The organism is Acholeplasma sp. ORD1043, assembly GCF_057808485.1.
The window spans coordinates 1-6,724 of record NZ_JAQLOJ010000022.1 but is presented as its reverse complement, the minus strand read 5'-3'; the positions used below and the strand labels follow the sequence as shown (position 1 = coordinate 6,724).

Annotated in this window: 6 protein-coding genes; 2 read left to right on the top strand and 4 right to left on the bottom strand. The window is 31.1% G+C overall.

Going from position 1 to position 6,724, the window contains the following annotated elements; translation table 11 throughout:
- Both PG914_RS06855 and PG914_RS06850 read right to left on the bottom strand, forming a co-directional pair.
- Nucleotides 1-352: iron chaperone (locus tag PG914_RS06855; RefSeq protein ID WP_488823087.1), on the bottom strand; the 352-nt coding region annotated here is incomplete at its 3' end.
- Nucleotides 333-1,052: a lysoplasmalogenase family protein gene (locus tag PG914_RS06850; RefSeq protein ID WP_488823085.1), complete on the bottom strand. Its 720-nt coding sequence runs from the start codon at nucleotides 1,050-1,052 to the stop codon at nucleotides 333-335. The genes PG914_RS06850 and PG914_RS06855, both read right to left, overlap by 20 nt.
- Before the next feature lie 86 nt (nucleotides 1,053-1,138).
- Between PG914_RS06850 and msrB the strand changes: the two genes are divergently transcribed.
- Complete coding sequence (gene msrB / locus PG914_RS06845; RefSeq protein WP_488823083.1) at nucleotides 1,139-1,567, top strand: peptide-methionine (R)-S-oxide reductase MsrB; 429 nt, start codon at nucleotides 1,139-1,141, stop codon at nucleotides 1,565-1,567.
- A 23-nt stretch (nucleotides 1,568-1,590) separates the two neighbouring features.
- Here the strand turns inward: msrB and malQ are convergent, their stop codons facing one another.
- Nucleotides 1,591-3,063, bottom strand: a complete 1,473-nt coding sequence (malQ, locus tag PG914_RS06840; RefSeq protein ID WP_488823081.1) for a 4-alpha-glucanotransferase — start codon at nucleotides 3,061-3,063, stop codon at nucleotides 1,591-1,593.
- Complete coding sequence (locus tag PG914_RS06835) at nucleotides 3,060-4,757, bottom strand: glycoside hydrolase family 13 protein (RefSeq protein WP_488823080.1); 1,698 nt, start codon at nucleotides 4,755-4,757, stop codon at nucleotides 3,060-3,062. The genes malQ and PG914_RS06835 overlap by 4 nt, the downstream gene beginning before the upstream one ends.
- Nucleotides 4,758-4,884: 127 nt before the next feature.
- On the opposite strand from PG914_RS06835, the gene PG914_RS06830 reads away from it, so the two are divergent.
- A complete protein-coding gene (locus PG914_RS06830) occupies nucleotides 4,885-6,687 on the top strand; it encodes a glycoside hydrolase family 13 protein (RefSeq protein ID WP_488823078.1) in 1,803 nt (600 codons plus the stop codon).
- The last annotated feature ends 37 nt before the right edge of the window (nucleotides 6,688-6,724 follow it).

Below are 6,724 nucleotides of genomic sequence, written 5' to 3'. Positions count from 1 at the left end.
AATTAATTCCTAAAGTTTCTTTTAGTATCTCATGAAGTTGATCAAATGGAACTTCTTTATTAAGAGGTAAGTGAAGTGTACCTTTAGCTTTACGTAGATGACCAATAGTTGATTTATGTTTATCGATTAAAGTTGGACCAGGATACAATCCTACATGTGTTTTGTAACCACCAATATATAATTTCTTTTTACCTAAATAAAAACCTAAAATACCGTATGCCATTCTTTCTTCAATCCTTGAGTCTAAACTTAAAATGTAGGCACGAAGTTCATCAAAAACTTTCTTGGCTTTTGGATCGACTGAAGTAATATATTCAGAAACAGTTAAATCTTTATTCATTGGTTTTCTCATTTTGATCACCTTTAAATGTTAGTATACTATATGATATACCAGATAATGCAATAATATAAGTAAACCACACACTAAAACCATAAAGTGGAATATCAAGTCCTTTAATATCATGCATACCGATTAATAGGTCAGAGAAGATAAAGATTGCGTAAAATATTGCAAGTAATTTGAAAGATAAGTTTTGACGGAAGTTCGCAATTGAGTGTGAAAGTGGAGCTCCTAATGCAAAACAGTAAACTAACGATAGTATGGAGAGTAAATCGAAATTATTATTGACAAGTATAAACCATAATATTAATAAGATACCAAATGTTATACCATATGACAGATAATACTGTTTTTTAGTTGCTTTAGCTGGAAACATTAACATAGCTACAAACCAAAAAGCATGTCCGATAAAAAATCCTGCCATTCCAAGTGGCATTCTAAGACCACCAAAATTGAAATGGTTAACAAGTGCAGATGCTAAAAATGTGTCACCTACCAAACAAAATACAGCACCAAGTATGATTGATACTTTTTGGATAATAGGTCTTTCCTTATATATGAATGCACCAAAAATCAAATAGAAGATTAACATATACTGGAGGGTAAAACCGTTAGACCATGTGATATTTAGTGCACCATATAATTCTCTAATTAACCAGATTACTACAACTGAAACAGGAACAATGATTGCCCATTTTTCTATATTTTTCATTTATTAAACCCCTTTATAGGGTTTATTATAGAGAATAATATTTTGAATATCAAATAAAGTGCTACAATTATAGTGAGGTATAACATATGAAAAAGAAATTAGATCATTTAACACCAATGCAATTTAAAGTAACTCAACAAAATGGTACAGAACCTCCATTTCAAAATGAGTATTGGAATAACTTTGAAGATGGTATCTATGTTGATATTGTTGATGGAACCCCTCTTTTTACTTCATTAGATAAATTTGATTCAATGTGTGGTTGGCCAAGTTTTGCTAAACCAATTGATTATGAGAGGATTAATTCAAAGATGGATTATTCTCATATGATGATTAGAACCGAGATTAGAAGTAAACAAGCTGATAGTCATTTAGGTCATGTGTTTGAGGATGGACCAGAAGAATTAGGTGGATTAAGATATTGTATCAATTCAGCTGCATTAAAGTTTATTCCTGTTAAGGATTTAGAAAAAGAAGGTTACAAGGAGTTCTTGAAATTATTCGAAAAAAAATAGGCATTGATTTGCCTATTTTATTTTTACTTTTTGTTTAAACGACCATATAGTTTTGTGAATGAGAAAATTTTATTTCTAACATCTGTTGTTAATAAATCTTTATTTAATCTCCAAGTCCAATTGCCACCTAAAGTTGATGGAATATTAAATCTTGCCTCTTCACCTAATCCAAGATAATCTTGCATTGGGATAATTGCAGTATCTGCAACAGATCCTAAGGTTGCTTTAATAAGTGAATCAACTCGATTACCTTCTGAATGATTGATATATGCTAAACAATATTCTAAATCTTGTTTTGGTAGTTTAGCAAACCATTGAGCAGTTGTTTCATTATCATGAGTACCAGTGTATGCAATAACATTTTTAGTGTATGTATGTGGTAGATAATCTGATGTTTCTCTTGAATCGAAAGCAAATTGTAATAACTTCATGCCTGGATAGCCTACATATTGAAGTAATGCTTTAACTTCATCTGTGATAACACCTAAGTCTTCAGCAATAATGGATTGTTCACCTAATTGATTCTTAATTGCATCAAATAGTTTATGTGCAGGTCCTTTATACCATTTTCCATTTCTTGCAGTTTTGTCACCAAATGGTATGCCAAAGTAATTAACAAAACCAATGAAGTGGTCAATACGAACCATGTCAAACATTGCAGTTTGTGAGCGAACACGGTCAATCCACCAACTATATCCTTGAGTTTCTAAGAAATCCCAATTATATAGAGGATTACCCCATAATTGTCCATCTGCTGAGAAGTTATCTGGTGGAACACCTGCAACTAATACAGGTTTTCTATCTTTATCAAGTTGGAAGTATTCTAGTTTAGTCCATACATCAGCTGAGTCTAATGCTACATAAATTGGCATATCACCAATAAATTTAATACCTTTGCTGTTAGCATATGCTTTTAAATTAAACCATTGTTGATATGCTTTAAATTGTAAGAAGTAGTGAAATTCTAAATCAGAGATATCCCCTCTCCAAATTGCTTCTAGAGTGTCATAATCTCTTAATCGAAGTTTATCTTCCCATTCTAACCAACTCTTATTGTTATTTTTAGCTTTTAATGCCATGAATAATGAGTATTCATAAACCCATTTTTCTTCACGCTTTAAAAACGCTTTGAATTCTGTGTCTTCCTTATTGAAGCGTTCAAATGCTTTTCTTAAAACAATAAAACGTTCGTTGAATAATTTTTCGTAATCTACATATCCATGAGGCATCGATGAATCGATGATTTCTGTTTTCTTAAGTAGTTTTTCTTCAACTAGTATATCTAAGTCGATGAAGTAAGGATTTAATGCAAATGCACTAAAAGTTTGATATGGTGAATCACCATATGAAGTAGGACCAAGTGGTAAGATTTGCCAATAAGTTTGACCTGCTTTTTCTAAGTAGTCAACAAACTTGTATGCTTCTTTACCGAAGGTTCCAATACCATAATTTGATGGTAATGATGAAATATGTAATAATACGCCTGCTCTTCTCATAAGACTCCCTTGACCGTAAATACGATTGATTCGTATGGTCTCAATATTAGTTTATCTTGGTTTATCTTTAACTCGATATGACTTTGGATTAAAACCTCATCAATTGGGTAACCTGATAAATCGAAGGTTTCTTCATGTTCTGAAAATGATCCGATAACAATCATTTGTTGTTCATTCAGCACTCTCTTATAAACAAAGAGTGTTGGATGATCTTTTAATACCATCTCATAAGAACCATAAGTGATTAGCTCATGATGTTTTGAAAAGCGTCTTAAAGAGATAATTTTTTGATAGTGACTCCAAATTGAATCACCTCTTGATATTTGATCTAAAACATTAATTCTTTGATAATTTGGATTAACCAAGAACCAAGGTTTAATAGAAGAGAAACCGGCAAATTGATCAGATGACCATTGCATCATTGTTCTTGGATGATCTCTTGTTTTTAAAGCATATTTCTTAAAGATTTTATTAATTTCATCTTTATTCGTAATGTCTTTAATTTCATTTTTGAAACTTGTAATTGTTGAGATATCGTTAAATTCACTTGGGTCTTGGAATGGGTATGATTCCATACCGATTTCTTCACCCTGATAAATAAACGGTGTACCTTTTGACATATACATAATCGTTGCTAACATTTTTGCCGATTCATCGTGATATTTAGGATTACCATAGTGTGATACAAGACGTGGTTGGTCATGGTTTAACCAATTAAGTGGTAACCAACCTAACTTACCAAATGTTTCTTGCCATCTTGATAAAACTTCTTTAAGACCAACAACATCGACTTTTAAATCTTTTAAATCATCAATGTCCCAAATGTTGTTTTTCCAGTTGTGGTCAAAATTGAATACCATTGATAATTCACTTGAATCAAAACTTGAGTATTTAATAGCTTCATCAATAGAAGCAGAACCACCAACTTCACCAATGGTAAAGGCATTGTATGGTTTAAATAACTTTTCATTTACTTCCTGTAAATAGGTATGTACTTTAGGCAGGTTTGAGAATTTAAACCAATCTAATACAATTCCTTTGGCAAAAGTTGAGTCTTCAAATGGTGCTCTGTCTAAATGACTAACAGCATCAATTCTAAAACCGTCTACCCCTAAATCTAACCACCATTTACCGACATTAACCATGGCATCTCTTACATTTGGATTAGCCCAGTTCAAATCTGGCATTTTGTCGCTAAAAATTTTCATGTAATATGAATCTGTTTGGCTATCATATTTCCAAGCAGAACCACCAAAGAATGATCCCCAGTTTGTAGGTTCTTGTTTTTTACCATCCACAATTTTTGGATCTTGCCAAATGTAGTAATCACGGTAAGGATTATCCTTTGATTTTCTTGATTCTAAGAACCATTTGTGTTCATCACTTGTGTGATTTAATACAAAATCAAGAATTACTTTGATACCTAAATCATGTGCTTTATTGATTAAGACTTTAAAGTCTTCGATTGTACCATATTCTTTGGCAACCTTGAAGTAATCTCTTACATCATAACCATTGTCATCCATTGGACTATCATAAAATGGAGTTATCCATATTAAATTGATGCCTAATAGATGTAAATATTCTAATTTTTCGGTGATTCCTTTTAAATCGCCGATTCCGTCACCATTGCCATCATAAAAACTTTTGATGTAGATTTGGTAACCAACAGCTTCCATCCACCATTTTTTCATAATAAAAAAGACCTCTTTTAATCACTTTTATTTTATCAAATAAAACGTTCAATAGAAACATGATAGCGGTTACATATTTTATTGCAGAATGGGTATTTGATATAATGAATTATGGAGAAAAATAACTATGAATACATACGCATTATATCATCAAGCAAAATCAGAATACGCATATCAATATGACGAAAAAAAATTACACATTTTATTTCGTGCAGCTAAAAACGATTTAGAAGCAGTCTATTTAAATTATGGTGATCCTTTCAATTGGAATTTCCAAAATGGAAAAGCTAAATGGATAAGCTATTTAGAACCAATGATCAGACGTTATTCAACCGATACTTTCGACTATTTTTTCATCGAGGTAGAGCCAGAAGATTATCGTTGTAAATACGCATTTTTACTAAAAACTAAAGATGAAATCTTTATGTATGGTTCAAAACGAATAGAAAAATTAGTAAATATGCCTTCAAATGAATTTGCTGAAGGTAGTTTTTATGATTTATCAAATTATTTTAATTATCCTTATTTAAATAAAGAAGACCTTCCTGAAACCCCTGCATGGGTTAAAGATACGATTTGGTACCAAATTTTCCCAGACAGATTTTATTCACATAATAAAAACTCTAAGTTAAAGTGGGGGAATTTACCAGTTAAAAATCATGAACTTTATGGTGGAGACATGCTAGGTGTCATGGATAAGTTGCCTTATCTAAAAGAATTAGGTATTTCAGGTATTTATTTCACACCTGTATTTGAGGCTCCAAGTGCGCATAAATATGACACGATTAACTATTATAAAATTGATCCACAATTTGGTACAAATGAAGATTTTAAATTAATGGTTCAAAAAGCACATGAATTAGGTATTAAAGTTATTTTAGATGGTGTACTAAATCATTGTGGTTTTTTCCATCCATACTTCCAAGATGTCGTTAAAAATGGAAGAAACACAATCTATGCAGATTGTTTCTTTTTAGATAAAGACCCAGTCATAAACTTTGATTTAGATGAACATGGAAATCCTAAGTACAATGGTCATTTAAAGCCAAATTACAGAACATTTGCATATACTCCATATATGCCAAAATGGAATACGGATAATCCTATTACTGAAAAACATTTATTAGGTGTGATTGAATATTGGATTAAAGAATATGACATCGATGGATGGCGTTTGGATGTATCAAACGAAGTATCACATAAATTCTTACGTAAAGTAAAAGATACTGCAAGAGTTGCAAGAAAAGATACTTTCATATTTGGTGAAAACTGGGATTCATCTATGCCTTGGTTAAGAGGCGACCAAATGGATTCAGTCATGAACTATGATTTATCAATTCCAATTTGGCAATACTTTGAAGATAAGATTGATCAACATGAATTTAAGAATGAATTGATTAATTATACTGCTTTAACACCTAAAAACGTAATGGAAAATATGTTTAATCAACTAGACACTCATGATACAGTTCGTATGATGAGAAGACTTAAAGATAATCCAGATAGATTAAAATTAGCTTATTTAATTATGTTTGCATCAGCGGGTAGTCCAAATATCTATTACGGTAGTGAAATTGGGATGACAGGAGATCATGATCCAGATAATAGAAGATGTTTTATTTGGGATGAAAAAGAATGGAATCATGATTTAAGAGAATTTATTAAAAAATTAATTGAAATTAGAAAGATAGAACCTGCATTAAGTACATCTGATTATCACTTTGTTGATGAAACTTCAATTTCATTTATTAAAACAGATGGAAATAGTGAGTTACTCATCTTAATAAATGATAGTGATAGAGAGGTAACCCTAAATCTTCATAATAGAGTACATGGTAAATTCATTAGTTTAATCACTAATAGAGAAGTATTAGTTGATAATGAAATCAAACTAGGTGCATTTGGCTACGATATTATTAAATTAAAGTAAGAAAAAGGAGCTTTGGGGAAGCTCCTTTTTTTATAGT